Annotated in this window: 21 protein-coding genes and 1 other RNA gene; 9 read left to right on the top strand and 13 right to left on the bottom strand. The window is 49.6% G+C overall.

The window, feature by feature from the left end; genetic code table 11:
* Positions 1 to 1,086: 1,086 nt before the first annotated feature.
* The 4 genes from LC073_RS08415 to LC073_RS08400 all read right to left on the bottom strand — a co-directional run bounded on the left by LC073_RS08415 (position 1,087) and on the right by LC073_RS08400 (position 6,479).
* A complete protein-coding gene (locus tag LC073_RS08415) occupies positions 1,087 to 2,154 on the bottom strand; it encodes a hypothetical protein (protein WP_226646046.1) in 1,068 nt (355 codons plus the stop codon).
* A gap of 224 nt (positions 2,155 to 2,378) precedes the next feature.
* Complete coding sequence (locus LC073_RS08410) at positions 2,379 to 3,776, bottom strand: DUF2130 domain-containing protein (RefSeq protein ID WP_226646044.1); 1,398 nt, start codon at positions 3,774 to 3,776, stop codon at positions 2,379 to 2,381.
* An 838-nt stretch (positions 3,777 to 4,614) separates the two neighbouring features.
* Positions 4,615 to 5,973, bottom strand: coding sequence for an ATP-dependent nuclease (locus LC073_RS08405; protein ID WP_226646042.1), 1,359 nt, complete (start codon positions 5,971 to 5,973; stop codon positions 4,615 to 4,617).
* Between the two features lie 38 nt (positions 5,974 to 6,011).
* Complete coding sequence (locus LC073_RS08400) at positions 6,012 to 6,479, bottom strand: AAA family ATPase (protein ID WP_226646040.1); 468 nt, start codon at positions 6,477 to 6,479, stop codon at positions 6,012 to 6,014.
* Positions 6,480 to 7,442: 963 nt separating this feature from the next.
* Here LC073_RS08400 and csrA point away from each other — a divergent pair.
* A complete protein-coding gene (gene csrA / locus LC073_RS08395; RefSeq protein WP_226646038.1) occupies positions 7,443 to 7,631 on the top strand; it encodes a carbon storage regulator CsrA in 189 nt (62 codons plus the stop codon).
* 465 nt (positions 7,632 to 8,096) lie between these two features.
* Here csrA and bioA read toward each other — a convergent pair whose 3' ends face one another.
* The 3 genes from bioA to LC073_RS08380 all read right to left on the bottom strand — a co-directional run bounded on the left by bioA (position 8,097) and on the right by LC073_RS08380 (position 12,605).
* A complete protein-coding gene (gene bioA, locus LC073_RS08390; protein WP_226646036.1) occupies positions 8,097 to 9,368 on the bottom strand; it encodes an adenosylmethionine--8-amino-7-oxononanoate transaminase in 1,272 nt (423 codons plus the stop codon).
* A 64-nt stretch (positions 9,369 to 9,432) separates the two neighbouring features.
* A complete protein-coding gene (locus LC073_RS08385; protein ID WP_226646034.1) occupies positions 9,433 to 11,883 on the bottom strand; it encodes an ABC transporter permease in 2,451 nt (816 codons plus the stop codon).
* The gene (locus LC073_RS08380) at positions 11,883 to 12,605 is read right to left on the bottom strand and encodes an ABC transporter ATP-binding protein (RefSeq protein ID WP_226646032.1); all 723 of its coding nucleotides are present in this window, start codon (positions 12,603 to 12,605) and stop codon (positions 11,883 to 11,885) included. Before LC073_RS08380 ends, LC073_RS08385 begins: the two co-directional genes overlap by 1 nt.
* A 46-nt stretch (positions 12,606 to 12,651) precedes the next feature.
* On the opposite strand from LC073_RS08380, the gene LC073_RS08375 reads away from it, so the two are divergent.
* Positions 12,652 to 13,320: an arylesterase gene (locus tag LC073_RS08375; RefSeq protein WP_226646030.1), complete on the top strand. Its 669-nt coding sequence runs from the start codon at positions 12,652 to 12,654 to the stop codon at positions 13,318 to 13,320.
* Between the two features lie 115 nt (positions 13,321 to 13,435).
* Positions 13,436 to 14,353: a tRNA 2-thiocytidine(32) synthetase TtcA gene (gene ttcA, locus LC073_RS08370; RefSeq protein ID WP_226646027.1), complete on the top strand. Its 918-nt coding sequence runs from the start codon at positions 13,436 to 13,438 to the stop codon at positions 14,351 to 14,353.
* Here the strand turns inward: ttcA and LC073_RS08365 are convergent.
* Positions 14,238 to 14,843 (bottom strand): hypothetical protein, encoded by a 606-nt coding sequence (locus LC073_RS08365; protein ID WP_226646025.1) that lies wholly within the window; start codon positions 14,841 to 14,843, stop codon positions 14,238 to 14,240. The genes ttcA and LC073_RS08365 overlap by 116 nt on opposite strands.
* A 205-nt stretch (positions 14,844 to 15,048) precedes the next feature.
* Between LC073_RS08365 and putP the strand changes: the two genes are divergently transcribed.
* From putP to LC073_RS08350, 3 genes are all read left to right on the top strand, one after another.
* Positions 15,049 to 16,515 (top strand): sodium/proline symporter PutP, encoded by a 1,467-nt coding sequence (putP, locus tag LC073_RS08360; protein WP_226646023.1) that lies wholly within the window; start codon positions 15,049 to 15,051, stop codon positions 16,513 to 16,515.
* A gap of 147 nt (positions 16,516 to 16,662) precedes the next feature.
* Entirely contained in the window at positions 16,663 to 17,175 is a 513-nt protein-coding gene (locus LC073_RS08355; RefSeq protein ID WP_226646021.1) for an O-acetyl-ADP-ribose deacetylase, read from the top strand.
* 104 nt (positions 17,176 to 17,279) lie between these two features.
* The gene (locus LC073_RS08350; RefSeq protein WP_226646018.1) at positions 17,280 to 17,744 is read left to right on the top strand and encodes a DUF962 domain-containing protein; all 465 of its coding nucleotides are present in this window, start codon (positions 17,280 to 17,282) and stop codon (positions 17,742 to 17,744) included.
* Positions 17,745 to 17,814: 70 nt separating this feature from the next.
* Here the strand turns inward: LC073_RS08350 and LC073_RS08345 are convergent, their stop codons facing one another.
* On the bottom strand, positions 17,815 to 18,300 hold the full coding sequence (locus tag LC073_RS08345; RefSeq protein ID WP_226646016.1) for an Lrp/AsnC ligand binding domain-containing protein: 486 nt from the start codon (positions 18,298 to 18,300) through the stop codon (positions 17,815 to 17,817).
* Positions 18,301 to 18,498: 198 nt separating this feature from the next.
* Between LC073_RS08345 and ald the strand changes: the two genes are divergently transcribed.
* Complete coding sequence (gene ald / locus LC073_RS08340; RefSeq protein ID WP_226646013.1) at positions 18,499 to 19,644, top strand: alanine dehydrogenase; 1,146 nt, start codon at positions 18,499 to 18,501, stop codon at positions 19,642 to 19,644.
* Positions 19,645 to 20,001: 357 nt separating this feature from the next.
* Here ald and LC073_RS08335 read toward each other — a convergent pair whose 3' ends face one another.
* The 3 genes from LC073_RS08335 to LC073_RS08325 form a co-directional block, all read right to left on the bottom strand.
* Positions 20,002 to 21,354 carry a substrate-binding domain-containing protein gene (locus LC073_RS08335; protein WP_226646011.1) on the bottom strand — a complete coding sequence of 451 codons (1,353 nt, stop codon included), beginning with the start codon at positions 21,352 to 21,354 and terminating at the stop codon, positions 20,002 to 20,004.
* A gap of 282 nt (positions 21,355 to 21,636) precedes the next feature.
* The gene (locus LC073_RS08330) at positions 21,637 to 22,353 is read right to left on the bottom strand and encodes a 16S rRNA (uracil(1498)-N(3))-methyltransferase (RefSeq protein WP_226646009.1); all 717 of its coding nucleotides are present in this window, start codon (positions 22,351 to 22,353) and stop codon (positions 21,637 to 21,639) included.
* Positions 22,354 to 22,408: 55 nt separating this feature from the next.
* Entirely contained in the window at positions 22,409 to 23,260 is an 852-nt protein-coding gene (locus tag LC073_RS08325; protein ID WP_226646006.1) for a 6-carboxytetrahydropterin synthase, read from the bottom strand.
* A gap of 129 nt (positions 23,261 to 23,389) precedes the next feature.
* Here LC073_RS08325 and ffs point away from each other — a divergent pair.
* Positions 23,390 to 23,487, top strand: an RNA gene (gene ffs / locus LC073_RS08320) — signal recognition particle sRNA small type.
* 261 nt (positions 23,488 to 23,748) lie between these two features.
* Positions 23,749 to 25,611, top strand: a complete 1,863-nt coding sequence (locus LC073_RS08315; RefSeq protein WP_226646003.1) for a M2 family metallopeptidase — start codon at positions 23,749 to 23,751, stop codon at positions 25,609 to 25,611.
* Positions 25,612 to 25,688: 77 nt separating this feature from the next.
* On the opposite strand, the gene LC073_RS08310 is transcribed toward LC073_RS08315, so the two are convergent.
* Positions 25,689 to 26,444: a type IV pili methyl-accepting chemotaxis transducer N-terminal domain-containing protein gene (locus tag LC073_RS08310; RefSeq protein WP_226646001.1), complete on the bottom strand. Its 756-nt coding sequence runs from the start codon at positions 26,442 to 26,444 to the stop codon at positions 25,689 to 25,691.
* Between the last annotated feature and the right edge of the window lie 275 nt (positions 26,445 to 26,719).

Genomic DNA, 26,719 nt, shown 5'->3' with positions numbered 1-26,719 from the left:
CGTAAAGGATAGGGGCAATGAGAATCGCACTTGACATGTTATGAACAATGCAGTGAAAGCCCCCAGCAGGATGATCACCGTTTAATGACCTCTAACTACTAGCGAATGACAATTGCAATACTATAAGGTTTTTTGGGGAGGAAGCCGCGAGCAAAACTATGAGTTGGCGAACAGAAACATCCTATATGGTTTAGTCAGGAGGCCAAGAGTGCCGAAGCCACTTGATCTAATGGGTAGGGTTAATGATGCATCTGATTTGTGAAATTTTATACTCTTATCTTGGGAAATCTGTGTAATTTGTTTCAGTGATTCTGCTAGCGTGGCTACTGGCTGGTAAGTAGGTCCAACCGGTTAGTATTCATGACCGGTACGCTGGGTGGGCATGGGAGCGGTAGCTGGATGCTATCGACTTCCTGCTTTAAATTTACGTGCACCAAACATCTAATGCCCCCTTAATGTACAAACCAGAATCATTAGAAAAATATCATCTACATCTTGCTCCAAGCTTGTCATATTAAGCTTACAGCCAAAAGGGCTACCCTTTCAGCTGGATCACTATTTGGAGCTAGAGGACTGGAGTGGTCGGCATTTAGACCCCAAAAAGCGCGGTGCCATTTCTCAAAAGGTGCCCCCTATCCTTGAGCGGCTGGGCATCTCAGCAAAACACTGGCTCTGTCTCAATCGGAACTTTAAAAGCCGCTTAAAAGGGCTGGAGGGATCAGCCGAGGCTGTACGGCAAGCCTGTATTCAGCTCAATAAACGCTGGCTACATGGCATAGGCGATTGCCAACGTTTCCTATCTGCAACGTCCCACTAATTCTCTCTTAACCTTTCGATACTATTCTTTCCGGTTTTGGCCAAAGTTACGCAATTCCCAAACCTTAAGCGTAATTTTTCAGTATCTCACCTTGCCCTACACCAGACCAGGAGAAATAGTAGTCAAGGTAGAGGGCTCTTACTATTTCCGGTGCCACCTTTCAATCTGTGGGTGTGCTTGTGTTGCCCTTTACGGATAGGGAACCCCCCATAGCGGACCCGCACGATAGGTGGCGTGGGGGCCGGTAGCTAGACTACCGATTACCCGACTTATGTTACGCTGTGTTCTATACCTGTTAGCGATTCATATTTTCTGATTAGTTCGCTTCTATAAGATGGAGACCAACTTTGTGATTCATAAGCTCTCTCAAAGTGTTCACTGGGTTGAGATGCGATTTTCTCTATATAGCACACGATATCTTGCGGTAGAAAATCCTTAAAGCTATCTAAACAATCTGCTTGTTGAACCTTGATTGATTTTCTTAGCACAGCATTGAATACTTTGTCACCACTTGCGAACATACCCTCCTGTTCAGGATCTCGCTCAGTCCACATCCTAAAATAGCGATTCAAGTTATAAATATCCCATGTCATATTAAACGCACTACGTTGTTTAGAGCATGGATCATCTGTTACCTTGTACTTCATCATTCGTTTCATTGGTGTTTCACTAAAGTAGATGGCAGCAAATGTGATACCAACAAGAGATAACCTAAACTCGGCAATCATCCACTCAACCACTTTTTTAAGCTTGTCTAGTCTACTAAGATTCTGCAGTTGAGATGTGTAGATTACATACAAAACAATTAAATATAATGAATTCCATTCGCGCAACCGGCTATATTTGGTAAGGTTTTTTTTAGTAACGGTGGAATTCATCGTATAAGAAGCCATTGGATTAATGGCATCAATATAACCCAAAGCAAATTCTAGCAGTGAGGAATTGTTGGTATTATTTATGCGATGAAACAACTCTAAGTCAGAAATAACTTCATTCAGAAGTTCATTGTCACTTCGATAGTTGATTTTTTCATATACTGCATAGGTTGGATCTAGCTCGATCTCGGCGAATTGGCAAAAAACAACAAGTCCTATTGCATCGCGGAACTCTTTTCTAGGCTTACTTTTCTTAAATGCGTTCACGATGAACTGATAGATATTTAGGTCAAGGTATATCGTGTATGTAACACCATTCACTTGTTTGTTATACAGATAGCTTGCAAAATTATATGTATCCAAGTCATCAACACTATCAAAATTATGAACAAGCCAATCTCTGTCCATTAAATTTCCAATGATTTCTTCCAAATGACTTGGATAAGTATATAAAGCCTGCATTCTAAAATATCCGTTTATAAACTTGACGCCAAGCATGGGCGTGGGCTAATGAAATTAACCTCCCCCCTGTAGGAAGATCGCCATTTAATGGGCTCCATTAAATGCTAACTACTAATGAATGGCAACTTCCACACATGAGGTCTTGCGAATAGAAAGCCGCCCATTGCGGACTCATTAAGTGGATTGTGTGGGGGCCGGTAGCTAGAGACTACCGGCTAACCGATTTAGGTGTCATTGCTCTCAAGCTCAGCAAACTTTGCTGCCATTGTTGGATTCTTTTTTGTCAATTTTTTAACTGTTAGATCGTCTGCCTTTTTGTTCGCGAGGCGAAGGTTATTTTCAGAGCTAAGCAAGGCATCCTTGGTTTTCTGAAGGTGAGTGATAGTCTTGTCAATTTCATCAATAGCTGTTTTAAATTTCCTAGATGCTAGATCGTAGTTCCTTGCGAAGCCTGACTTAAATGCATCAAGTTCATCTTCGAAATTAGTAATATCAATATTCTGAGCTCTTACTACAGCTAGCTCAGCTTTATATTTCAGTGAGTTTTGAGCAGCATTTCTCAAAAGAGTGATTATGGGTATGAAAAATTGGGGGCGGATAATATACATCTTAGGAAAACGGTGGGAGACATCGACGATACCAGAATTATAAAGCTCGCTATCTGCTTCTAGCAGTGACACCAGAACTGCGTACTCGCAGCCTTTTTCATTGCGGTCTTTGTCCAGTTCTTTAAGGAAATCTTCGTTCTTCTTTTTTGTTGCCGTTCCATCATTTTCATTTTTCATTTCAAACATGATGGATACGGACTCAGTGCCAGAATCATCTAAGTCTCGAAAAATGTAATCCCCTTTGCTTCCTCCTCTCGCATCGTTGTCTTTTTCAAAATATGCCTTGGGAAAAGCAGTTGCTCTTATTCGATTAAATTCAGTCTCACAATGTTGTTCAAGGGTTTCACCAATCATTTTGGTGGATAAACGGGCTTTCATATCCTTAAGTCGCTCGATTGCATCGTCCCGATCCTTGATCTGAGTCTCATACTTCTCTTTTAGGGATGTTTCAGAAAGCTGTTTCTCAAGCTTTGCCTTTTCTAGTTCACTCTTGAGTTCTTCGCGTTCCTTCTCTGTTGCATGTACGGCCTCTGTAACTGCTTGTTTCTGGATTGCTTGTTGGGCACTTAAGTTTGATTCAAGCTCCTTTATTTTAAAATCTTTTCTCGCAGAAGTTTCTTTGAGTTGGGATATATGTTCAGCCTTTGCCAGCTCGGAAGAGGACTCATAGTCTTTCTTGGCTTGTTGTAACTCGGAGGCAAGTGAGTCTCGTTCCCTCTCAACCTTTTTAAGGGCCTCTGTCACAGCTAGCTTCTGAGAGACCTCGGCAGCTTCAACCCTGGCCTTCAATTCTAGTATCTCAGTATCTTTTATTGCGGAGGCTTTCAGCATTTCATTTGTTACTTTTTCCTTCACAAGCTCTAAGGCAGCTTTCTTTTCTTTTTCCGCAAGCTCAAGCCTCTCATGTAACTCCTGATCAAATTCATTATCCCGAACTTGTTTCATTATGTCGGCATATCCAGCCTCATCAATTTTGAATGCTTTTTGACAATGAGGGCATTTGATTTCATTCATAATTCTTTATCCTTTAGTTTTGCCACTTGTTCTCAATGACGGATAAGGCCTTGCTAAATGGCAGCAGGAGGCGGTGTAGGCTGTCCGGTGGAGGGCGCGATCATTGCGCCCGAAATAAATTTAAGAAATTTGGTGCGCCCAGCATGGGTGTGAGCTAATGGGGTAATGTCCACTAAGGGAAGATTACCGTTATATGGGGTCTATTAAATGCTAACTACTAGCGAATGGCAACTGCAATACCGTGAGATTTTGTGAAGAGGAGGCTGTTCGCAAAACTATGAGCTGACGATCATAAACATCCTATAAAGCTTAGCCTGGAGGCGTGTTAGTCAGGGACATCGAAGCCATCTGATCTTAATGGATAAAATAGATGATGCAGTTATGTAATGAAATTTTTACGCTCTTATCTGAGTTGGTCTGTTTAACCTGCCACTATGAATCTACCATTGGGGGCGCTGACTCATAAGCAGATCCAACCCACTAGCCACCATCGCGGGGGTTGAAAAAAGTGGTGGGTCATAACAGTACCTCGGTCAGTAATGATCAAGGTGATTAAACGTAGATCAGCCGACGGTATGGTAGCCTAATGCCAAGATTAATAGCTTGTATATGGCGAAGGTCAGAACTTAACTCTGCAAATTAAAAGACAGGGCTAGCCTACCGATTTGTTTCCAATCAGATATCACGTAGAGGTAGCATACTGTTATGGCACTCAATTCAAATGAATAGTTGCTCGATACTACCGTTGAATAGAGATTTATTACGGATAGGGAACCACCCATTGCGGACCCGCACGATGGGTGGTGGGGGGGGAGCTAGAAACTACCGGCTAGCCGATTTAAGGGGCCTCTCGAAGGTGGTCTAAATATGGACTGCATAAGGTGATAAAAATAGACTTCCAGTCATTGGGTAAATCAATAAATTCATCACCCCAATTTTTCTGTATATGCAGGTGGGCCTTGTATGGTTTTTCGCTACTTGGTGCATCATAGCCCAGTAGGTCCTCAATGCACTCCTCAATCATAATTCGACGATCTTGACCTGTTTGGGCCAGAATTGGGGCGTTCATCGCTTCAGCGCGCTCTGTCCCTTCATCGCGATCGTGCATAAATATGTAGTTTATATTTAGCGCATTCAAATATTTTGCAATCGATATAAGAACTGCTTTTCCTCTGGCTCTAAGAAACTCACAGTTTCCTATAACCTTTGCCTTGTCTTCATGAGATAGCCTCTTAATGGTTTCACGCACAACAACTTCTTCTGTATCTCCTTCAACAAACACACATTTCTTGGAAAAGAACATTCTTGATATGTAATCATCGACTTTCAAGAGCATCTTCAAGTTTTGCTTTTCGTCTTCAGCGAGTTTAACGAAAGCTTCTTCTAGATTGAATGAGTTGGATGTTGAGAAATTGTTTTCAGTAAAGTTAAATTTCGTGAGGCTCATGCTTTTTTCTGAGCCGAGATTGACCATGTAAGGCGAGTGAGTAGTCGCTATGATTTGGCAGTTTGGTCCCGCCAGATCATATAATGAATCCCGCATTTGGTTAGCAGCTGAAGGATGCAAATAGATTTCTGGCTCCTCAAAGCAAAAAATTGTTGCTCTAGGGTTGTCAGTATTTCTGTTTATAAAGTCTTGCACGAATCTTAAAAGCTGGAATGCGGTTGCCCTGATCATTCCATGACCTTGATAGTTAACAGCAGTTTTTACATTGCTTTCCATTTCCACTTTAAATTGAGGCTTTATGGATTTTTCAGGCACGTCAAGTGTTGCACTAACATGTACAGCCGAATCAGGAAAAAGCGTATCAACCATTCCATTAAGGTCACGAATTAGTTGGCCAAAATCAGTTTCCTGGTCATTTGGGTTGAGCTCAGCTGCAAGGTTATTTAGAAAAGCCTGTGCTTGAACGTAATTCTCAGAGTTACTCCTTACCTGATCAAATAGTCCCCCTAATAGGGTAAATAGTGCCCCTCCGGGGCTTGTCAGCTCAGAAATGCAAGATTCTGCTGGTATTACAACAATTATGGGAAGTTTTGATAGAACATTACCGGGAATTCCACCGGGATTTTCAACCCAGGTAGCTTCCTCGTCTATTTGAACATCCCAACATTCTGGCAGATCCAGTAGTTTTGATTTTGTTGCTGCTACAGTTAAGCTTTTTTCAAAGTTAGAATCGCCAAAATGCTCTTTCAAGAATATTTCCGAGTAATGTTCTCCTACGAGGTCTGATACTATTCTGCATTCTGCATTCTGCATTCTGCATTCTGCATTCTGCATTCAGCATACAATGCACTCCTTGTTCGCGGATATTCCTTCATGAATATCTTTGGTTTGCTTTGGTTAAGGGACCAAACTTTCTTGTAAATGATGGAGTTTCCGGTTTCTCCATCTAGCTGATCTTGAGATGATATGACCCTGCCTTTAAATCCTATCCAGCTGTGAGCGGCAGCTGGTAAATTGTGATACTCTGCCACAATCTCAACTTCATCTTCATAGGTATAGCTCTCTTCCTCTTCGTTATACTCTTTTGAATAATCTTCTCTATCCAAATTTGAATTCTTATGGAAGTAGTCTATCGCAGAAAAAACACTTGATTTTCCTGCATTATTTGGGCCGATAAGAAAAGTTGTATCCCTAAAATTTATTTTGCAATTCTTGAGTTTTCTAAAATTATTTATTTGAAGCTCATGCAATCTCATTTAAACATCCTTATTCTGGTTTCAGGCGCGCAGCCCCTTAACTGCGTATTCAAAAGAAGCTGCATTATATCGCTAGTCAATATACCTAAAGTGCAGCAAACCCTCTAGTCGAAAAAAGACAAATAAATCAGTATGCTGGTCAACACTGGTGGAAAATTTCTCAAGTGGATATATTGTTGCCGGATTACATCCTGATGTTTTGCTGCTTTTGATCATGGATGTAATTGGTTAAAAATCAACAAGTTGACGCTCTTTTGCAGAGGATATGTTTGGTTTTTCTTGATGTTCGAAATGGAGAGTACAGGCAAAAAATAGAATATATTTAACTAGCAAAATGAAGCTGCTATGGATGATCTATTGTTCTGGTTTTCAAAGTGAAAGGCGGGGATGAGCACCTATCTTAACGGCCATTCTCAAAAGTGACAGACATTTTGCAAATCTTGAGCAATTAAATATAGGCACAAAAATAATCTTATTGGATTTTATTAGGTTTGTTTTAGTGTCAAAGCCACGTAAAATCGATAGATATTGATTGATATTTTTGCCGCGATAAAGAAGCCATCTGAGTGCGACAATCAAAGCGGCCCAGTTCAAGAGAATCAAGAGCCCCAAGAATTTTCAAAAAAACACCCTCTCAAAGGAGAACGGTAGCGTGAAGTAACAATAAGTAAAAGGCGCTGGCCCAAGGTGCTGGAACACCTGGGGCCAGCTAACCAAATTGATACACGAACTATCAAAATGGCTATATGGATCATACGCTAGAAACCCGCTCGTCTTCAATAAAGTGGAGCACAATCAGTGGCTTGGAGAGACTCCCCAAGCCCTGGGGGCGTTGTGTCTGCCTTTTCTTTTTCTATGCCTACCGTTCTCGTGCACCTCCTCGAAGTTACTCAAATCATTTCTATTCAAGCTTTCCCATTGTGGAAGGTCTATCCATGGATTGAGTATCAGTAGGAAACAAACATGTTGATCTTAAAGCGCCGTACAGGCGAAAACTTACGGATTGGAGCGAATGTTTCAATCACTGTATTGGAAGTTAAGGGTAATCAGGTGAGGATAGGAATACTTGCCCCTAAATCCCTGTCCGTACACCGCGAGGAGATTTATGTGCGGATCAAAAAGGAAGGAAACCTGGGTAATGGAAGCCGTTGAGAATCAGATTGAGACTGTGGCGGGGTGGCGTTACCTTTGAAGCGCTAACTTCTGATAGTTAGCGCTTTCAGTCGAGTTTTTCGCGGCGAAAAGGGCTGCTGGTTAAACTTGGGTAAGTCTTCCCTTTAACGCCCAAACCTTAAAGGTTGATAAGGCATTGATCGGGCGAGGTGAGTGCCTAACATTTAAATAGTGATCATTTTGGCCACTTTGATTGCTATCGCAAATGCAGAAATTGCAATCAAGCGGATCGAAGCTTGTAAAGGTTAAGAAAATTGAATCTGAGTGCCACGAGTGGGGGAGGAGCTAAAGGAGGTCTTTTGCCCAAGAAGAGGCGACCCCCATGTTAAGGAACTTAATCTGATAACTATCTGTTCGCCGTAGTAACAGTGAAGGTTATTTACAGAAAGAGCCGGTTTATCCGGCATTAATGAGATCGGCCTCATAAATCAATTGGTACGGAAGTTAAGAGATCTCTCCCAATACATCAACCATCGACGAGGTTAATTGGCTGAGATCTTCTTTAGAAATCACATAGGGTGGCATGGCGTAGACCAGCTTGCCAAAGGGGCGAAGCCACACGCCTCGTTCAATCAATGCTTCCTGCACCACCGCCATATTTACAGGTTTATGCATTTCCACTACGCCGATAGCGCCGAGTGCACGTACATCGGCTACGCCCTCTGCTTGCACCAGCGGCGTCAGCTGTTCTTTGAGTTGAGCTTCGATATTTTCTACCCGTTGTTGCCATGAATTGCTGAGCAGCAAATCAATACTGGCATTGGCAACCGAGCAAGCCAGAGGGTTGCCCATAAAAGTGGGGCCGTGCATAAAAACCCCGGCTTCGCCATTGCAGATGCCCTCGGCAATGCGATCACTGCAGAGCGTGGCGGCCAGAGTCATAGTCCCGCCGGTGAGGGCCTTGCCGAGGGTGAGAATATCCGGGCTGATCGCGGCATGGTCGCAGGCAAACATCTTGCCACTGCGGCCAAAGCCGGTGGCGATTTCATCGGCAATCAGCAGCAGGTCGTATTCGTCACAGAGTGCACGAACCCGACGCAGGTAATCTGCGGAATAAAAGCGCATACCGCCGGCGCCTTGTACGATGGGCTCAAGGATCACCGCAGCCAATTGCTCGCTGTTTTGCGCAATCAGCTGTTCCAATTCGCGGATATCTTCATCGGGGCAGGCCTGGCCATAAGGTGTTTGCGGGGCGGGGGCAAACAGGTGTTGGCTCAATTGCCCGGCAAACAGGTGGTGCATACCGGTTACGGGATCGCAGGTGGCCATGGCTCCAAAGGTATCGCCATGGTAGCCATTGCGTAGGGCCAGCAATTGGCTTTTGCCCGGCTTGCCTTGGGAATGCCAATACTGCAGGGCCATTTTGATGGCGACTTCTACAGACACGGAACCAGAATCGGCAAGGAATACCCGGTTCAGCCCCGGCGGGGTGATTTCCACCAGCTTTTTGCACAGTTCAATGGCTGGCTCATGAGTAAGGCCGCCAAACATCACATGGGACATCTTCCCCATTTGATCGCGCATGGCCTGATTCAGCTCGGGTACGTTGTAGCCATGTAAGGCACTCCACCAGGAGGACATGCCGTCAATTAGGCTGCGGCCATCTTCCAGGAAAATTCGAACCCCTTCAGCCCTGGCCACCGGATAGACTGGCGGCGGGTTGATCAATGAGGAGTAGGGATGCCAGATATGTTTGCGGTCGAATTCCAGGTCCATAAAACAGCTACATCTCTTTTTATGTGGTATGGCCAATATCCGGGCCAATGACCAATGTATCGAATCAGGCCAGTTCCCGCAGCACCTTCAATGGAGGCTGGCTCACAGAGCTGTAACAGGCCAGGGTGCCGGCAATGCCTACTAAAATGGCGCCTACTAATGGGCCCAGCAGCCAAAGGCTGGGGTGTAACATCAGTGGCAGCTCGAAAACCCGCTGCGAAAGTACGATTAGGGTTGCCTCGGCCCCAATGGCGGCGAGCAGGCCAGCGGCACTGCCTAGCAGCCCAAATTCCAGCACCAAGCTTTTCAATAGCAGGCGCCTGCGTCCACCTAGTGTGCGGATAATTGCCGCCTCCTGCAAACGCTCGGCGATGCTGGCACGGACTCCGGCAATTAAAACCAGTACCCCGGCGATGAGCATGAGTGCCATAACGGATTCGATAGCGAAAGACACCTGGTCGATGGTGTCGCGAATACGCAGGATAATCTTATCCAGCTCTATCACACTGACGCTGGGGTAGCTGCGCACCAGGTCGTTGATCAGTAGCTTGTTTTCTGGGGGAAGATAAAAACTGGTGATATAAGTGGCGGGGAAGCCCTCCAGGGTGCCTGGCGCAAACAGCATGTAGAAATTCGGACGCATGCTGTTCCAGTCCAGGGAGCGGAAGCTGGCCACTGGGGCCTCGACTTCCAGCCCGCCAATGGAAAAGCGCAATTGGTCGCCAAGGGCCAAGTTGAGTTGCGCCGCCAATTCCACCTCTACCGAAACCCCCTCGCTGGTTTTGTCCCACCATCCCCCTTCGAGAATACGGTTATCCGGTGCCAGGTTTTCTGTCCAGCTCAGGTTGAGTTCCCTGCGTACTCCGTTGGGTCGATCCTTGAGCTCTTTGGTGGGAGTGTCGTTAATAGCGATCAGCCGGCCGCGTACCATGGGGTAGAACTCGGTGCTACTCACCTGCTCTTTTTCCAGCATCTGTCGCATCCCGTTCACATCTGTGGGGGCAATATTCAGCAGGAAGTGGTTTGGGGCCTTCTCAGGCAGTTGCATACGCCATTCGTCAATCAGCGCAGTGCGCGCAAAGACCAGGGCCAGCATGGCCAGCAGGCCGGTGCCGAAGGCGGCGATCAGCAGTGTATTGAATGCGGCGCGGCGTTGCAGGCTGCCCAGGGCGATGCGCCAGGCGCCACCAAGAGAGGCCAGCTTACCGCGTACCAGCAGCTGGTTGACCAGGGCGCTGCCACCTACCAGCAGGGCCATACCGGCGAGCAGGGCCAGAGTCATGGCTAAACTGCCCGACAGCCACCAGATCAGCAATAGCATGGCGCTGGGGCCGAGTATCAGCCCCAGCCACTCGCGTTTGTCAGGGTTGCTCCAATCCTTGCGTAATGTCTGCATGGGGTCGGTGCGTGCCAGGCGGAAAAGAGGCGGCAGGGCAAAACCCAGTGCGCAGGCCAGACCGGTGGCGAGGCCGACTAACAAGGGACTCCAGTGACTGGTGGGCGGTGCTACTGGGAAGAAGCCGGCCATCAGGTTGACGGCCTGAGCCTGGATAAAGCTTCCCAGGGCCAAGCCCAAAGCAGTGGCAATCAGGGTGAGAGCGCCCAGCTGACCCAGGTAGATGGCGAGCACCTTGTTACGTCCGGCGCCAAGGCTTTTCATCACCGCCACATAGGCGGTATGTCTCAGCCCATAACGGCGAGCGGCCAGCCCTACGGCGACGCTGGCCAATAGTACGGCGAGGCTGGCGGCGAGAAACAAGAAGCGCTCAGCGCGGTTTAGCGCTGAGGCTACTCGCGGTTGCCCCTCGCGCAGGTCCAAGATCCTTTGGTGCTCGGTCAGTTGCGGCTTCAACCAGGAAAAATACTCTTTTAGCGCCTGGTCGTCCCCGGCAAAAAGATAGCGGTAGCGTACCCGGCTGCCGGGCTGGATAACGCCAGAGGCTGGCAGGTCATGCACATTGGCCAGTACCCGCGCACCCATATCGAAGAGGCTGGTGCCCCGGTCCGGTTCCCTCTCCAGCAAACCGGTTACTTTCAGTTGTGTATCTCCCAGGCCAATAGAGTCCCCCAAGTTAATTTCCAGCAGGGGCATTAGGCGGGATTCTATCCAGGCCTCTCCTGGAGGAGGGCCCTGTTGCACAATTTCACTTGAGGCATCTTGTGAGCGCCGTATCTCCAAGTGACCGACCAGGGGGTAACCCGAGTCCACAGCCTTTACCGAGACAAACTGGAACTGGTCGTTGGCGGAAATCATTGAGGCAAATTGAATAATCTGTCCCTGTTGCAGCCCTAGCTCCTCGGCCTTATCAAGCCAGGCGGTATCAACCGGCTGGCTGCTGCGCAGTACTCTTTCCGCAGCCAGGAAGGTGAGGGACTGCTGCTCCATGGCGCGGGTGAGGCGGTCGGTGAAATGGGCAATCGCGGTTACGCAGGTCACGGCCAGTACCAGGGCACTGGCGATCAGGGCCAACTCGCCACCGCGCCAGTCCCTGAAAAGCAGTCGCAGCGGCAGCATCAGGCGGATACCTCCGACAAGTTGTCGTCTCCAGTGAGGGACTCGTAGGATTCCACTGCTCCAGCAGACATTTGCAAGTGCGTAGCGCAGCGTTCGGCTAAGCGCTGTTCGTGGGTTACGAGTACCAGGGTGGTACTGGACTCGGCATTGAGCTTAAAGAGTAAGTCGATGATTTTGGCGCCGTTGCCCGCATCCAGGCTGCCGGTAGGTTCGTCTGCGAAGAGAATAGCGTCTTCTCCGCTGAAGCTGGCAAAGGCCCTGGCAATGGCGACTCGCTGCTGTTCCCCACCGGAGAGCTGGCGTGGGTAATGGCTAAGGCGATGTTCCAGCCCCACCTTGGCCAGGAACTCTTCTGCGCGTTTGGCAGCGCCACGCTCGCCACGCAGTTCACTGGGCAACATGACATTCTCGCGTGCGGTGAGGCCGGGGAGCAAGTGGAAGGTCTGGAATACAAAGCCCACGCAGCGGGCTCGCACGGCTGCGCGCTGCTCTTCGTCCATGGCGGTAATTTCTTCGCCAGCCAGCCAGATTTTTCCCTCACTCGGTTTGTCCAAACCCGCTAGCAGGCCGAGTAAGGTGGACTTGCCAGAGCCTGAGGCACCAGTCACAGCCAAGCTCTCCCCCCGCGCCAGTTGCAGGGAGATATTGTTTAATAGGGTCAATGGCCCTTCGCTGGTGGAGACTCTGTGGTACAGGTTTTCTGCCGAGAGAATGGCGGACATACTGTGTTCCCTATTACGGATGCACGAATTTTTTGGAGAGTATGACATGGCGACAGGCTTTTTTCGGCAGTTGGCGGCTCAATTCAGCTTGGTACTGTTGCTGTTTATCCCTGTCGGAGCAGCTCAGGCGAATACTTCTGAAACTCTGTTGGTCTTGGGTGACAGTATCAGTGCAGCCTATGGCATCAATGAAGAGCAAGGTTGGGTGCAGTTATTGCGGGAGCGCTTGCAGGAAAAAGGTAAAGAAGTTCGTGTGGTCAACGCCAGCATCAGTGGTGAAACCACGTCCGGTGGCTTGACGCGTCTGCCGCGCCTGATGGAGGAGCACAACCCGCGTTGGCTAATCGTGGAACTTGGTGGTAACGATGGTCTACGGGGCTACCCGCCGCAGTCCTTGCAGCGCAACCTGATGGAAATGGTGAAATTGGCGAAGAATGCCGGTGCCGATGTTCTATTGCTGGGTATGCGTATTCCCCCCAACTATGGCCGAGCCTATACCAATGCGTTTGCCGCTGTTTATCCCAAAGTGGCCAAGTCTGAACAGGTGGGGCTAGTGCCCTTCTTCCTGGAAACCGTAGCCCTCGAAGACGGTGCCATGCAATCGGATGGCATTCACCCCACCGCCAAGGCGCAGCCGGCACTGTTGGAGCATGTTTGGCCCTGTATCGAGTTCCTTTTGACGGAAAAGTCGGATGGGGAGTCGTGTACTCCGTGATCGAAATGCGTACAATCGCGCCCCCAAGGAATATGAAAGCCTCGCACCACAATGATTGGCGATGGCTGTGACCCCCGGTCCCGGTCACTGGTACCGAAATAGTTAGAGAGACACCATGCCCGAAGTGGAAAATCGCCGCGAGCGACTCGAATTCAACAAACTGCAGAAACGCCTGCGCCGCCATGTGGGCCGCGCCATCGCCGACTTCAATATGATTGAAGAGGGCGACAAGATCATGGTCTGCCTATCCGGCGGTAAGGATTCCTACGCCATGCTGGATATTCTGCTGAACCTACAAAAAACCGCTCCGGTGAATTTTGAACTGGTGGCGGTGAATATGGATCAGAAGCAGCCAGGCTTTCCTGAACATATCCTGCCAGAGTATCTGCGCTCCCTGGGCGTGCCGCATCATATCGTAGAGAAAGATACCTATTCCGTGGTGCAGGAAGTGGTGCCAGAAGGGAAAACCACCTGTAGCCTCTGTTCGCGGCTGCGTCGCGGTACTCTCTACGGCTTTGCCGAGGAAATCGGTGCCACCAAGGTGGCTCTTGGCCATCATAAGGATGATATCGTCGAGACCCTGTTCTTGAATATGTTCTATGGCGGCCGCCTCAAGGCGATGCCCCCCAAGCTGCGCGCAGATGACGGACGCAATATTGTGATTCGCCCGCTGGCCTATTGTCGCGAGGAAGATATTGCCCGCTATGCGGAGTTCAAGGAGTTTCCCATTATTCCCTGTAACCTGTGTGGCAGTCAGGAAAACCTACAGCGGCAGGCCATTAAGCAGATGTTGCGGGAGTGGGATAAGAAATTCCCGGGACGTAGTGAAAATATATTCGCTGCAATAACGCGAGTATCCCCGTCGCAATTGGCGGACAGGGATCTCTATGATTTTGAAAGCCTGGAGTTGGACCGCTCTACGCCGTCGGCTGCCGAGCGCCCTGACCATTTAATTCAGCGCCAGGTGAACTCTTGGGAGCCGGACGATGCGCAGGAGACTGAGCCCCAGTATATCTCGGCGCTGAATTTGTAGGGTCGGCTCCGCTTACCAGTTGGGCGTAACTGCATTCGAAATCCTGTGTAGTGGCACTGGGTCCATGATGGAAGTGTTGGTGCCACAAGCGCGCCATTTTGGCCACATCGCAGTTATCTGATTCGGGGATTTTATGCACATCGGCTGAGCGATACACCAGCCAGGCAATGGCCGTGGCGTAGCGCAGGTTGGTGGTCAGTTCACTGTGGGGGTGATCGAGAAAATCCCGCTGGCTGGCGAGGCCCCGAATTTTGGAGGCCAGTGCGGGGTGATCAATCAGGTAGTCGTCCCAGATTTCTCGGTGAGTGTGGGGCTGAATTTGATAAATTCCCAGTCCGTGGCGCCGCCCTTGCTTAAGGTGGAAGCCCAGCTGTGATTCCTGCGCGGCAGTCCCCAGTAAAAGGTTTTCCATGCCTTGGCTCCAGGCTCTCAAGTGCTTGAGGGTCGGACGGATAACCTGGAGGCGCAGTTCGTCCAGACAGATTCCCATAGTATTTTCTTTTTTCTGTGGTTGTTCTGAATATGTAGTTTGTGGATTGAGTTGGCGCCAGCCATTAAGTAGATTTACGCGCAATAAACATAATTATTTTTGAAGTGGCTCCGGTTCTGTAGCGCATTTCGCTCAAAAAGCGAGCAGGGCGTCACAGCTATTGCCTTCTTTCGGTGCCATTCCGTTTTGAGCAGAAGGAATTCCTATGTCCGCAGAGTGGCTCGTTGCCCTGACTTTCATTGCTTACCTGGCCCTGATTCTGGTGATTGGCGTTTACGCTTATTTGCGTACCAAAAACGCCAGTGATTATTTCCTCGGAGGGCGTTCATTGCCTCCGGCGGTTGCCGCGCTATCGGCTGGCGCATCGGATATGAGCGGTTGGTTGTTACTTGGATTGCCCGGTGCCGCTTATGCCGCGGGTCTCTCCGCTGGTTGGATCGCTATAGGACTTTTTTCCGGCATCCTGCTGAGCTGGGTGAGCATGGGGCGCCGCCTGCGCATTTATACCTATGAGTTGGACGACTCCCTTACGATTCCCGCCTACCTGGACCGCCGTTTCAAAATGGGCCATCCCTACCTGCGAACGGTATGTGCGATATTTATTCTGCTGTTCTTCCTTTTCTATGTGGCTTCGGGCCTGATTGCCGGCGGTAAGTTATTCCAAAACGTATTTGGTTGGGATTATCACTGGGCGGTGATTGCCGGTGCCATCGCAGTGATTTCTTACACCCTGTTTGGTGGCTTCCTGGCGGTGTCCTGGACCGATGTTTTCCAGGGGCTGCTAATGAGTGTCGCCTTAATTGCCGTGCCAATGGTGGTGATTTCCGATCAGGGTGGTCTCTCCGCAAGTTGGGCCCAGCTCCAGGCGCAGCAACCGCAATTAACACAATGGCTCACAGATAGCAGCGGTCAGTCTTTGGGGTTGGTGGCCATTCTCAGCTCACTGGCCTGGGGGCTTGGTTACTTTGGTCAGCCTCATATCCTGGCACGCTTTATGGCGGTGCGTAGTCCAGATGATGTGCCGGCAGCGGCGACCGTTGCGGCAGTATGGTCCCTGATTGGGTTTCTCGGCGCTATGGCGGTGGGCCTTTTTGCCCACCTGCAGATGCAGCAGGGGCTGCCAGATGGTGAAACAGTCTTTATGGAATTGGTTCAAGTGCTGTTCCACCCGGTAGTTGCCGGTGTGCTGCTGGCGGCGATCCTCTCTGCCATTATGAGCACTGCAGATTCTCAGTTATTGGTGTCTTCCGCTGCGCTGGCAGAAGATATCTATCATGTCTGGTTTGGTCGCAAGACGAGCCCGGAAGCCATGGTGAAAGTCGGGCGCTGGGCGGTGGTTGGTCTTTCTTTGATTGCGGTATGGATTGCTATGGACCCCGATTCCAAGGTTCTGGATGTGGTGAGCTATGCCTGGGCCGGGTTGGGTGCTGCTTTCGGCCCCGCTCTGCTGATCAGCCTTTATTGGTCACGTATGACGGGTAGCGGAGCCATTGCCGGGGTGATCGTGGGCGGTATCACTGTAGTGGTCTGGGAGCAACTCTCTGGGGGAATCTTCGATATCTATGAGTTGTTGCCTGGCTTCATTTTCTCAGCAGCTGCTATCGTCATAGTTAGCGCGTTGACGAAATGCCCGGAAACCGTGGCTTCTCAACATAAAAAATTGTTGGGATAAGCCTGGGGGCTGCAGGGTCCTGTTGTGATGGGCCCAGTTATTTGTCTGCAGCGCGAAGGGCGCGCCCTATTGTGGGCGCGACTGTTGTGAAGCGAAAAGGATTTCCATCCGCAGCGATTATTCAAAAATAGCGGTTGGAGATACTGAGTGATCAAAGTTCATCTCGGTGATATCACACGATTGAATGTCGATGTCATCGTCAACGCCGCCAATACCCGCCTACTTGGTGGCGGCGGTGTGGACGGAGCCATTCACCGCGCGGCAGGCCCTGAATTACTGGAGGCATGTCGAGATATCGGCGGCTGTCCGGTTGGTGAGGTCCGCGCTACCAGCGCTTTTTCGATTCCCGTCAAGCGTATTTATCATACTGTCGGCCCCGTCTGGCGTGGTGGCCGCCTGGGTGAACCGGAGTTGCTGTCGAGCTGCTACCGTCAATGCCTGGCCTTGGCGCGGCGGGAGAGTATGCGCTCTATTGCCTTCCCAGCGATAAGCTGCGGTGTTTACGATTACCCTCCAAGGTTGGCAGCGGAAATTGCGGTGGAGCAGGTTCAGCACCACTTGGAGAAAGAAGGGGAACCACTGAGTATCGTCTTTTGTTGTTTTGACGAGCAAATGGCTGAGCTCTATCACACCCAGTTAGGTGCCTATGTGCGGCGTTAGCTGATTGCTTTGCGCTTTTCCCTGATACATTCGGCCATTGATTGCACTGCGAGTGTTAAGCAAGATAAGTGCCCGACAATAAAAAATAAGAAAAGGAGATTGTCATGCGCAGTGCCCAGCAGTGGTTTGCCGAATACGGTGAAAGCCATCAGAACCCCATCAACAAGTCTATTCACTGGATCGCGGTGCCGGTGATTTATGCCACCGTTGCCGGCCTTCTATGGGGTATTCCACAGCCGCAATTTATGGCCGCAATTCCCTGGCTAAATTGGGCGGTGGTGATCACGGTACCGGTGATGTTGTTCTATTTTGCCCTGTCATTCGCAATTGGCCTGGGGATGACGGCATTGACGGTGGTGTGTTTATGGGCCTGGTCTGTGGTGGAGCGGCAGGGGATTCCCGTGTGGCAGACAGCACTGGGGTTGTTTGTGTTGATGTGGATTTTTCAGTTTATCGGTCATCATATCGAAGGAAAAAAACCTTCATTTTTTAAGGATGTCCAATTTTTGTTGATCGGCCCTGCGTGGGTAATAGGCTTTATTTATCGTAAATTGGGTATTCAGTACTGATAGCGTTTGTTAATTTGGGAGGGGTGAATGACTTGCCGCCCCTCTCAATCTACCTCTACAACTTAGGGGGCTAGCGGTTGTAATGGACCGGTACCTCTAGGGTCTCTTTCACTTCCTCCATCACTACATAACTAGTGCACTCCTGTACCTCTGGTAAGGTCAAAAGCGTTTCGCCATAAAACTTACGGTAGGCACTCATATCTGCGACCCGGGCTTTTATTAGGTAATCGAAATTGCCTGAAACCAGATAGCATTCCTGCACTTCTGGCAGTGCTGCCACAGCATTGCGGAAATCTTCGAATGCATCTTGGGCGGAGCGGTTTAGGCGAATCTGTACAAATACCACTAGGGCAGCGTCGAGAAACTCTGGATTGATCAGTGCGGTATAGCCTTGAATAACTCCGTCGTTTTCTAGTCGTTTCACCCGCTCGACACAAGGCGTCGCAGTTAATCCTACCTGACGGGCCAGTTCTGCATAGCTGGTACGGCCATTTTTCTGCAGGACTCGCAAGATATTGCGGTCCACGGTATTTAGCTCCCCTGCGCGCTTGCGCATGCCTTGTCTCCTTTGTGAGCGATCAGCTCAAAAAATGGTCTTACTGTGAGTGCAACTAGTTGATTCCACTAGTTTGATAAAAATTCTTGTAGAAATCCACTTTTAAAATGGCCCTATACTGGGGAAAACGCAGAAAGTAGGTGTGGCTCTAATCCTATTGAAGAGACTATGCCAAACGCAGAGATTAAGGAGCAGAAAATGTTGATTGGCGTCCCGAAAGAGATCAAAAACCACGAGTACCGTATTGGCCTGACGCCGTCGAGTGTCCGCGAACTGATCGGCCATGGCCATCAGGTAATCGTACAGAAAGATGGCGGTGCTGCTATCGGCTTTACCGACGAAATGTACGAGCAAGCCGGAGCCAAGATCATCGATACTCCGGAAGAAATTTTTGCCACCGCTGACATGATCGTCAAGGTAAAAGAGCCCCAGCCTCACGAGTGCGAAATGCTGCGCCCCGGACAGGTTCTTTACACTTACCTGCACCTGGCTCCAGATCCCAAGCAGACCGAGCTTCTGGTGAAATCCGGTGCTACCTGTATTGCTTATGAAACCGTGACCGACCGCTTTGGTGGCCTGCCGCTACTGGCGCCGATGTCTGAAGTTGCCGGTCGCATGTCTGTACAGTGCGGTGCGCACCACCTGGAGAAAGCCCAGGGTGGCCTGGGTGTATTGCTGGGTGGCGTTCCTGGTGTGGCTCCTGCCAAGGTGCTGATTATTGGTGGTGGTGTGGTTGGTACCAATGCGGCCAAGATGGCGCTGGGTATGGGTGCCGATGTCACTATCCTGGATCGCTCCCTGCCGCGTTTGCGTCAATTGGACGATATCTTCGGCGGCGCTGTGCGTACCGAGTACTCCACGAACGATGCGATTGAAAAGCACGCGTTGGATGCGGATCTGGTAGTAGGTGCAGTTCTGATTCCGGGCGCCGCAGCTCCGAAGCTGTTAACTCGCGACATTATCAGCCGCATGAAGAAAGGTGCTGTGGTTGTGGATGTGGCTATCGACCAAGGTGGTTGTTTCGAAACCTCCAAAGCGACCACTCACCAGGAGCCCACTTACGTTGTCGACGGTGTGGTGCACTACTGCGTGGCCAATATGCCCGGTGGTGTAGCGCGCACCTCTACTATGGCGCTGAACAACGCTACCCTGCCTTATGCTGTAGCTTTGGCAAACAAAGGCGCCAAACAGGCGTTGCTGGATGATACCAACCTGTTGGAAGGCCTGAATGTTCACGCGGGTATGGTGACTTACAAGGCGGTTGCCGATGTATTGGGTTATGAGTTTGTAGATCCCAAGCTGGCTTTGCAAAAAGTCGCCGAGGCTGAAGGCGCTGTAGCTTAATGATTTGCGGCTGCGTGGCAGCCGCTGCTTAACTAGATAGCGGTAACGCGCTTGTTTTGAAGGGAATTTTCCCCGGAGCGCTCTTTGGCGTTCCTCTCTGTGAGACCTGGTGGCCTCTGCCACCATTGTAGCCGCGTTTGTACGCGGCTTTTTTATTACTGCTGTATTGCTGTCCTTTATCGGGGGCCGCTGCTCCTGCAAGATAAATAGTCCACTTCCCAGCTGTATTTCTCCCCTCAATAAATACAATTATTGGTATCGAAATAAAAAAGGGAGGTCTTGCTGACCTCCCCATGGATATTTATACGCCCAGTTTCTATCGTCTCGTCTTCCCTGAGTCTGGCCGGGCTTTAAGGGTTAGAGCAGCCAGACTTCAACTCGGCGGTTCTTGATCTTGGCACTGGAATTATTTGAGGCAATAGGGAGATAGGCTCCAAAGCCCTGAACGGGAGCGGTATTGATTTTATGATCACGCAGGGCTGAGCGGACGGTAACAGCGCGGAGCTTGGACAGGATAACCGAACGCTCTGGACTGACTTTTTCATCGCCAAACCCGACAAGTAATAGCTCTCGCCCCTGGTTTTTTGGTTTTTCCATAAACTTTGCCAGCCTCTCGATATCTTGCTGGGCCTTGTTGTCCAGTGAAGCGCTGCCTTCGGAGAAACGAAAATTAATACTTAATCGTTCCGCATTTTGGGTCAGCTCCAAATATTCACTTGGCCCTTCCCGCGACTCCTCCGGTTTAACCCCGATGGGAGTTTGTGCGACAAACCCAGTAGATTTCACTTGTTTTTGTCCCGCTTCGCTTTGCACAAAGCGCAGAAATTCTTCGGCCTCTGAATTCGTTGAGTAAACCGGGGCGTATAAGAATAGGCGCCGCGACAGGGGATAATCCTCTGTGGCAATAGTCAGGTGCTCTGGCGCTTGCGGCAGAGTATTTTCATCAGAAACGGCAATAGCTTTTGCCTGACGAATCGATGCCAGTCCGACAAAGCCGATACCACGCGGATCAGCAGCAACAATATCGGAAAGTTGGTCATTGGACTCAAAACGCTTAGCTCTGCTGGAGAGAGAGTAACGTTTGCCTAATACTAAACTTTTAAAGGTATCCCAGGTCCCTGACTGATCATCTCGGGCATAAATATTAATGCGGCCCTTGCCTTTACCGAGTTCCGCCCAGTCTTTTATTTGACCGGAAAAAACAGCGCTGATTTGTTGTAAGGTCAATTGGTTAATAGGGTTGCGTGGATGTACGATAATCGCCAGTCCATCAATAGCAATGACATGCTCTGCTCTGCGGCTGCGCATATCACCCATTTGGCTTAGGGCTTCGAACTCACTGTCTTTGATAGGGCGTGAAGCCATGGCGATATCAGCTTGAGCCAGTGAGACTCCCTTAAAACCGGTGCTGGAACCGTGCGCAGCAATATCGACAAATACAATGTTATTGCCAACCTTTGCCTGCACACGCACTTCATTGAGGGTTCCGAGTGGCTTGATATTGATATCGGTGGCTCCTTTTGCGGTGAAATAGTCGCGAACCAAGCTGGGTGCCAGCTGAGCACCAATGGTATTAGAGCCTTGCAGGCTGAATAATTTTCCATTGCTGTCTGAAGAAAAAGGGGAGACTGCAGCTGAGGCAATAGGGTTTAGAAGACAAATAAGGAGAAGTGTTATTGGGCGGCATAATCGCTGGAAAAAAAGGTACATGTGATCTTGGACCCTAGGGAAGTAAAACGAGGCCGCAAAATATGTCTTATTTATGACAAAATGATGAAATCTTGATGAACAAAGCGTGCAAAAGTCACAAACTTAAGTTCAGCGCAGGCCATGGTGCTGGAGCAATACACGGTTAATGTTGCCGAGGCTTTTTGAATGCAAGAGGTTAGCGATATTAACAGTTTGTGAAAAAATTTGAGAAAAGCGGGTCACAAACACTCTGAAGCTGGCTTGTGACTGCTCCGCAAGATTTTTATTTTGGGCCTGTTAACACTAACTGGAGGGGAAAAGTCGGCTTACCAGAACCGGCAGAGCCGTCTCCACCCGGAGAATCCTTGGGCCCAAATGTACAGAATGGAATCCGGCTTCTTTGAGTTTTTCCACTTCGTAGGCGATAAACCCCCCTTCGGGGCCAATCGCCAAGGTGCAGTTCTCTCTGAGATCTACCGGACAGACCGTACCACCAATCGGGTGGGCTACCAGTTTGTGTGAATCTTGAGATAGCTCGGGTAGCTCATCCTCTACGAAGGGTTTAAAGCGTTTGCGCAAGAGAATTTCCGGCATTTGAGTGTCGACAGCCTGTTCAAGTCCAAGTAGGCACTGTTCGAACAGTTTCTCCTCGTCCAGCCATGGGGTTTGCCAGTAGGATTTTTCCACCCGGTAGCTATTGATCAAGACCAATTTCTTAACCCCCAACGCGGTGACATGCTGGATAATGCGCTTTAGCATTTTGGGGCGTGGCAGTGCTAGGATCAGGGTAATCGGTGGAGGTGGGGGAGGACTCTTTGTGAGTCCTACCTGTAGCTCAACTTGTTGATCGCTGAGACTGGTAATTTGCCCAAAACCGATATTTCCATTCAAAAGTCCCACGCGCAGTTGCTGGCCGGACTCGGCCCGGTGAACTTGGACGATATGTTCAAGCCTGCGCCCAGAAAGGCGGACAATGTCGGAGCTGATAAAGTCAGCTTCATATAAAAGAATCAGGTTCAAAACCGGGGCTCTTAAGAGTGTGGGAGATTATGGTTGTGAATGAGCTTTGCAAAGCTCACTGCTTAGCGCTGGCAATGGCGCCCTTGCCGAGGCCTTCATAGGCGCGGACTTTGATTTCACTGCCCGGGTGCTTTTCCGCGAGAGTTGTGGCGATATATTGAGCCAATTGTTCAACGGTGGTGTCGCAATCCAAAATTTCACAAGCACTGGCGGGTAATTCCAGAGTGAAATCTCCCTGTTGAGCCTGGTAGGCGAAGACTAGGTTGTGTTTACTTTCTTTATCGCCTTGACGCAGGTCTTCCCGGGTTCCCAGATAGATATCTTTCCAGCGTTGTGCCCATTCTTGCTCTAATTGCTTGTTTCGATTTCCCTCGACAAATATCTGGATGCGTGAGCGGTGGCCGTGGGCAATGCGCTGGCAGTTACCCTGGTGTTTTTTCAGGCCATGGCTGTAGTGGTAAAAGGCATCCTGGATTTGTTCATCTTCAAATGACAGCTTGAGCTGTTCAACGCTGGCGGGGAAAGAGCTAGCCAGTTGTTGTACGCTCCAACGGGCAACATTTTCTGCATTGATTTTGTCACTCTCCACCAAGGCGAATGCCTGCTCGGGTCCCGATACTGAGATTTGTTCGCCACTTGCGAGCAGCCACTCGAGAGAGATATTGCCGTCTTTATGGGTCAATGTCAGAGCGGGGGCAAGGGTGGGAACCAAGAGGCGGTGGTCGAGCTGATCATCTAACCAATGACGCAATGTCTTTTTAACGACACCAAAATCGCAAACCATACCCTGGTTATCGAGTGCGCCATCCAGGGCGGCATTCGCCAGCCAGGTTTCTCCTACGAGGCCACGCTGATGGTCCAGGTAGCTGAAATCAACATTGGTCAAATTATCGACAAACAGGTGCATGGGTAACTCTTCAGAAGGGGGTAAAGTAGTAGTCGCCTATTATAACCTGTTAATAGGGCTGGAACTCGCGCCTTTAACCCTCTATAATCGCGCCCTCTTCGGATGCACCGAAGATTGTTGTGGTGGCCCTTCCGGTCCCCTCGCAATGAACAGCTGTGAACCCCGCCAGGCCCGGAAGGGAGCAACGGTAGCAGTGGTATCATGTGCCGAGGGTGTTGCTGGTTGGGCTGCCTCCTTAAATGCCTTCCTTATTCAGTTATCCTCCTTTTCCTTTATTCCCATATTTCCTAGCCGCTGGGTCCGACTCTCCCTGCTTGCTTGTAGTTGTTTCCGATAGCACCGTATTTTTCCCCAGAAAATGTCAAATATGGGAGATTTTGTGCCGATCTGCCTTTAACTTCAGGGTTTACCATCGATGGTGACGGTATGCTTATGCTATAAACGGCGACAGTTATAAATAGGCCCAATAATGATTATCTGAGGGGAAGATGAAGAAAGTTGCTCTTGCCATTGCAGCTGCAATGGCGCTGTCTGCCTGTGACAGCGGCCAGCAGTCGCCAAAATCCATGGGAGTGGCCCAGGCCGCTGCAGAAAGCCCTGCGGCCAAAAAGGGTCCGCTGACGGCTGACGATGCCAAGGCGTTCCTCGATGATGCCCAGGCTCGTTTGGAAAAGATCGCGGAGGAGGTGAATCATGCCTCTTGGTTGGCGTCCACCTATATCAATATTGACTCACAGTATGTAGAGGCTCTCGCATCTGAGCGCTATACAACCATGGCTGTGGAGCTCGCTTCTGAGGCGGCAAAATTTAATGATTTGAAGCTCGATTCAGATACCCGCCGCAAACTGACCATGCTAAAGCAGGGATTGGTGTTCCCGGCGCCGAAGAATCCGGCCCTGACGGCAGAGCTGGCCCAGATCGGCTCGAAAATGCAGGGTATGTATGGCGCCGGCAAGTACTGTCGGGAAGAGGAGGGGGCCGATAAGTGTTATACCCTGACCGAGATGGGGCAGGTAATGGCGACCAATCGCGACCCAGAGCTGCTCAAGGATCTTTGGGTTGGCTGGCGTAAAATTTCTCCTCCCATGAAGCCATTGTACGAGCGACAGGTTGAGATCGGTAATGCCGGTACAGAAGAGTTGGGTTACGACAACCTGAGTGTTTTCTGGCGCTCCAAATACGATATGGAGCCCGATGCCTTTGCTGCCGATATGGATGCTCAGTGGAACAAGGTGAAGCCTCTTTATGAGGCATTGCATTGTCATGTGCGCGCCAAGCTGAATGAGCGCTACGGTGACGAGGTGGCGCCAGCCCAAGGCAAGATTCCCGCACACTTGCTCGGTAATATGTGGGCGCAGGAATGGGGCAATATCTATGATCTGGTCAAAGACGAAGATATGCAGGCGCCCTATGACCTGACACAGCTGGTAGTTGACTCAGGAATGAGTGAGCAGGATATGGTTAAGGCGGGTGAGAATTTCTTCACCTCACTTGGCTTTAAGCCGTTGCCAGAAACCTTTTGGGAGCGTTCTCAGTTCACCCAGCCCCGCGATCGGGATGTTGTCTGTCACGCTAGCGCCTGGGATTTGGATGGCCAGGACGATATCCGCATCAAGATGTGTATCAACAAGACAGGCGAAGACCTGGTCACCATTCACCACGAGTTGGGACACAACTTCTATCAGCGTATCTATAAGGATCAGCCGTTCCTCTATAAAGAGGGTGCTAATGACGGTTTCCACGAAGCTATTGGCGATACCATTGCCCTCTCCATCACGCCGAAGTACCTAAAGCAGATTGGTTTGATGGATGAGATGCCGGATGAAAGCAAGGATCTTGGCTACCTGATGCAGCAGGCACTGGATAAAATTGCATTTCTGCCGTTTGGTTTGTTGGTCGATAAATGGCGCTGGCAGGTTTTCAATGGTGAGGTTCAGCCCGCCGATTACAACAAGGCCTGGTGGAAGCTGCGCGAAGAATACCAGGGTATTCAGGCTCCGGTAGAGCGCACCGAAGCGGACTTCGATCCGGGTGCCAAGTACCATATACCTGGTAACACGCCTTATGCTCGTTACTTCCTGGCTCGTATCCAGCAGTTCCAGTTCCATCGCGCGTTGTGTGAGGCTGCCGGTGAGACCGGGCCGCTACACCGCTGTTCTATTTACAAAAATAACGAGGCGGGTAAGAAGTTACGTGCCATGCTGGCAATGGGTGCCAGCAAACCCTGGCCGGATGCAATGGAAGCTCTGACTGGACAGCGTGAGCTGGATGCCTCGGCTATTATCGATTACTTCCAGCCTTTGATGGCGTATTTGGAAGAGCAGAACAAGGGGCGCCAGTGCGGTTGGTAAGTGAGCGCTTCTAGAGGTTTGCCTGTCTGGAAAAGGGGAGTTTAACTCCCCTTTTTTTATGGACTTTGTTCTGCTAATCACTGTATTGGCGTTTCTCTGGAGTCTAATAGCTCTGCATACTGAGCGGTAATAACGTTCATATTCCGAAGCATCAGATCTGTTGTGCCAGTAATCACCTGAATCTGGCGCTGTTCAGAGATCTTCATCTCCCCCTCAAATCCGCGGCTGGCATAGCTAAGATGATCTTTTGCTTTCAGTAGGTTGCGGTTTATATCTGGGGTATTGAAAGGGCTTTCAAGTAGTTGGGTTAGGCGGCTGGAGTACTCGACAAGATCCTGTTGTAGCCCACTCTCTGCATCCTCTGGAGAAATACCCCAAAGTTTAGCGGCGTAGTTTTTTCCAATTCGTTGAGAGAGCATGCGCTGCCGACCGGCAATATTGATCAGTTCGGCCGAATTGTGATTAGCCAGTTGCTGTAGTTTTACAACGTAAAGATGAGCTTCTGATAAAAGTCTATTGCTGAGCTGGAATAATTCAGTTGCCCTCTCTCGGCTCACTGGTTGTTGGCTGATTTTCTTAAAAGCTTGCCACTCACTCCTTACTTTTTCTAATTGAGTTTTAATTTTTTCTGCTGCAGGGAATGCTCCGAGTTTCTGGTTGTTTCGCTCAAATTCCTGTACAGATCGCGTTAAGACCTTTTGGTGGCGCTGTGCATCGGACTGTATGCCGCAGAGAATATAGGCTTGTGTTATACGTTGTGACAGCATCCGCTGACGCCCCGCTATATTAATCGCTTCACCCATGGTTAATGCTGCAACATCCAGGCTAATCACTAATAGGAGAAATACTGCGGATAACTTCATGGTTTTACTCTTGAATTTTGGTTTGCTTTGTTTGGGTGATTCTTTTAGGTGTTTTCCGTTGGTGCATCCTGGGGCACTTTATCCGTTGCGAATTGCCAGTGGCAAAAAACAATTACTGGCTGGACGTTCTGGGCTCTAGTTTTCTTATGTCTTCAAGGTAAAGGCTTGTGTCTCTATTTTAGCGGGACCGCTATTGCGCACTATGATGGGTCGCAAAAAACGATTCAGTGTTATTTATTTTTCGA

It is taken from the genome of Microbulbifer variabilis (genome assembly GCF_020524905.1).
GTDB lineage: Bacteria > Pseudomonadota > Gammaproteobacteria > Pseudomonadales > Cellvibrionaceae > Microbulbifer > Microbulbifer variabilis_A.
Note: the sequence above shows the minus strand (reverse complement) of the source record. Positions and strands in the feature narration are given on the sequence as shown.

What these genes read in the sequence shown, in the direction of transcription:
- LC073_RS08415 (WP_226646046.1), bottom strand. Translation starts at nt 2,154, where the DNA reads ATGCAGGCTTTATATACTTATCCAAGTCATTTGGAAGAAATCATTGGA.
- LC073_RS08410 (WP_226646044.1), bottom strand. Translation starts at nt 3,776, where the DNA reads ATGAATGAAATCAAATGCCCTCATTGTCAAAAAGCATTCAAAATTGAT.
- LC073_RS08400 (WP_226646040.1), bottom strand. Translation starts at nt 6,479, where the DNA reads ATGAGATTGCATGAGCTTCAAATAAATAATTTTAGAAAACTCAAGAAT.
- csrA (WP_226646038.1), top strand. Translation starts at nt 7,443, where the DNA reads ATGTTGATCTTAAAGCGCCGTACAGGCGAAAACTTACGGATTGGAGCG.
- bioA (WP_226646036.1), bottom strand. Translation starts at nt 9,368, where the DNA reads ATGGACCTGGAATTCGACCGCAAACATATCTGGCATCCCTACTCCTCA.
- LC073_RS08385 (WP_226646034.1), bottom strand. Translation starts at nt 11,883, where the DNA reads ATGCTGCCGCTGCGACTGCTTTTCAGGGACTGGCGCGGTGGCGAGTTG.
- LC073_RS08380 (WP_226646032.1), bottom strand. Translation starts at nt 12,605, where the DNA reads ATGTCCGCCATTCTCTCGGCAGAAAACCTGTACCACAGAGTCTCCACC.
- LC073_RS08375 (WP_226646030.1), top strand. Translation starts at nt 12,652, where the DNA reads ATGGCGACAGGCTTTTTTCGGCAGTTGGCGGCTCAATTCAGCTTGGTA.
- ttcA (WP_226646027.1), top strand. Translation starts at nt 13,436, where the DNA reads ATGCCCGAAGTGGAAAATCGCCGCGAGCGACTCGAATTCAACAAACTG.
- LC073_RS08365 (WP_226646025.1), bottom strand. Translation starts at nt 14,843, where the DNA reads ATGGGAATCTGTCTGGACGAACTGCGCCTCCAGGTTATCCGTCCGACC.
- putP (WP_226646023.1), top strand. Translation starts at nt 15,049, where the DNA reads ATGTCCGCAGAGTGGCTCGTTGCCCTGACTTTCATTGCTTACCTGGCC.
- LC073_RS08350 (WP_226646018.1), top strand. Translation starts at nt 17,280, where the DNA reads ATGCGCAGTGCCCAGCAGTGGTTTGCCGAATACGGTGAAAGCCATCAG.
- LC073_RS08345 (WP_226646016.1), bottom strand. Translation starts at nt 18,300, where the DNA reads ATGCGCAAGCGCGCAGGGGAGCTAAATACCGTGGACCGCAATATCTTG.
- ald (WP_226646013.1), top strand. Translation starts at nt 18,499, where the DNA reads ATGTTGATTGGCGTCCCGAAAGAGATCAAAAACCACGAGTACCGTATT.
- LC073_RS08335 (WP_226646011.1), bottom strand. Translation starts at nt 21,354, where the DNA reads ATGTACCTTTTTTTCCAGCGATTATGCCGCCCAATAACACTTCTCCTT.
- LC073_RS08325 (WP_226646006.1), bottom strand. Translation starts at nt 23,260, where the DNA reads ATGCACCTGTTTGTCGATAATTTGACCAATGTTGATTTCAGCTACCTG.
- LC073_RS08315 (WP_226646003.1), top strand. Translation starts at nt 23,749, where the DNA reads ATGAAGAAAGTTGCTCTTGCCATTGCAGCTGCAATGGCGCTGTCTGCC.